This window comes from Stenotrophomonas sp. P5_B8, from assembly GCF_054049855.1.
This window is the reverse complement of the sequence record NZ_JBFULO010000631.1, coordinates 1-1,625: the sequence shown is the minus strand read 5'-3', so window position 1 is coordinate 1,625 and position 1,625 is coordinate 1. Positions and strand designations below refer to the sequence as shown.

Annotated in this window: 2 protein-coding genes, 1 other RNA gene and 1 pseudogene; all 4 read left to right on the top strand. The window is 65.5% G+C overall.

Translation table 11 applies throughout. The annotated features are described in order from the left end of the window. Positions 1 to 104: 104 nt before the first annotated feature. Positions 105 to 289, top strand: a non-coding RNA gene (ssrS, locus tag ACXJKH_RS20195) — 6S RNA. Positions 290 to 368: 79 nt separating this feature from the next. Further along, positions 369 to 971, top strand: coding sequence for a 5-formyltetrahydrofolate cyclo-ligase (locus ACXJKH_RS20190; protein ID WP_457322028.1), 603 nt, complete (start codon positions 369 to 371; stop codon positions 969 to 971). Positions 972 to 983: 12 nt separating this feature from the next. Continuing rightward, a complete protein-coding gene (locus ACXJKH_RS20185) occupies positions 984 to 1,460 on the top strand; it encodes an EVE domain-containing protein (protein WP_137190237.1) in 477 nt (158 codons plus the stop codon). A 28-nt stretch (positions 1,461 to 1,488) separates the two neighbouring features. Then, positions 1,489 to 1,625 (top strand): annotated as a pseudogene (locus tag ACXJKH_RS20180) (ribose-5-phosphate isomerase RpiA); the annotation flags it as partial.

The window sequence follows — 1,625 nt, the reverse complement described above, 5'->3', positions numbered from 1 at the left end:
TCATTGCACGCGACCATCGCATCGTCGTCATCGATCTGAATTCCCCTGCAATCGGACCGACGAACGGCCTATCGCCCGGCGCGTGCTTGGCTATAATGGCGACGCGTTCTCTGCTGTGAACGACGGCGTGTGCAAACATTCGCCTTGTCCCTTAATTACGACCACGGGTGCGCGACGGCGCCGGGAGTGCAAGTCCGCCTTGTAGCGGGAAGCCCGAAGGAGTCCCAGCGTACCCACTTGAACCCCGGGTTCAAGGTCGTTTCGCACGCATCGTCACCGCGGAGAATGCAGTCTTCCTGCAAGAGCGACGCCCCTTCGGGACGTCGCTCTTGTTTTATCCGCGCCCGCACCACGCCCCGGACCCAGGCATGACCGACCCGCGCTCCGCACTGCGCCAGCAGTTGCGCCAACGCCGCCGAGACATCCCCGCCGCGCAGCGCCTGGCCGCGGCCGAGCAACTGGCCGAAGGCCTGCTCCAGCTTCCGTTCGCACCCACCCARGGCTTCGTTGCCGGCTACTGGGCGATAGATGGCGAGATCGCGCTGCACCGCTGGCAGATGCAGTTGCCGCCAGCGCTGCAGTACTGCCTGCCGATCCTGGCCGGCGACACCCTGCGGTTTGCGCCCTGGCGCCCCGGCCAGCCACTGACCAGCAACCGCTACGGCATTCCCGAACCCGATCTCGCGCCCGAGGCCACGCTGGCCCCGGAGCAGATGGCGCTGGTGGTCGCCCCACTGGTCGGCTTCGATGCGCTGGGCCGCCGCCTTGGGATGGGAGGCGGCTGGTATGATCGCAGCTTCGCATTCCGCCACCAGCGCCCGGCCCCGCCGTGGCTGGTCGGGGTCGGCTTCTCGGTCCAGCAGGTCGATGACCTGCCGGTGCAGCCCTGGGACGTCGCGGTGGATGCGATCTGCACCGAAGCGACCACCCTTGTTCCCGTGCCGGCCGATGGCCGGTACCTCCCGCGATAGACAGATAGACGGATGACCGCACGCAAGCGCTACTGGCTGATGAAGTCCGAACCGGACGCCTTTTCCATCGATGATCTGCAGCGCGTGGGCCGTGAGCCCTGGAATGGCGTGCGCAACTACCAGGCGCGCAACTTCATGCGCGACGGCATGAAGGTCGGCGATGGGGTGCTGTTCTACCACTCCAACACCAAGGTGCCGGGCATCGTGGGGATCGCCACCGTGGCCAGCGAGGCCTACCCGGACGATACCCAGTTCAACCCGAAATCCGACTACTACGACCCCAAGGCCACCCGCGAAGAACCGCGCTGGATGCTGGTGGACGTGGCCTTCGAGCGCAAACTGCGCGACACCATTTCACTGGACGAGATCAAGCTGCATGCCGATGCGCTGGGTGAAGGTTTCCCGCTGACCGCGCGCGGCAACCGTCTCTCGATCCTGCCGGTGACCGCAGCGCAGTGGAAGCTGCTGCTGTCGCTGGAAAAACACTGATCCCCTTTTCCCTCAAGAGTTTCCCGCCATGTCCGAAGCCAAGCGCCTGGCTGCCGAAAAAGCCCTGGAATACGTCGAAGACGGCATGATCGTCGGGGTCGGCACCGGCTCCACCGTCGCCTACTTCATCGACGGCCTGGCCCGTATCAAGCACCGCATCAAGGG

Excerpts from the sequence above, each read along its gene's own strand:
- ACXJKH_RS20185 (WP_137190237.1), top strand. The coding sequence starts at position 984 with ATGACCGCACGCAAGCGCTACTGGCTGATGAAGTCCGAACCGGACGCC.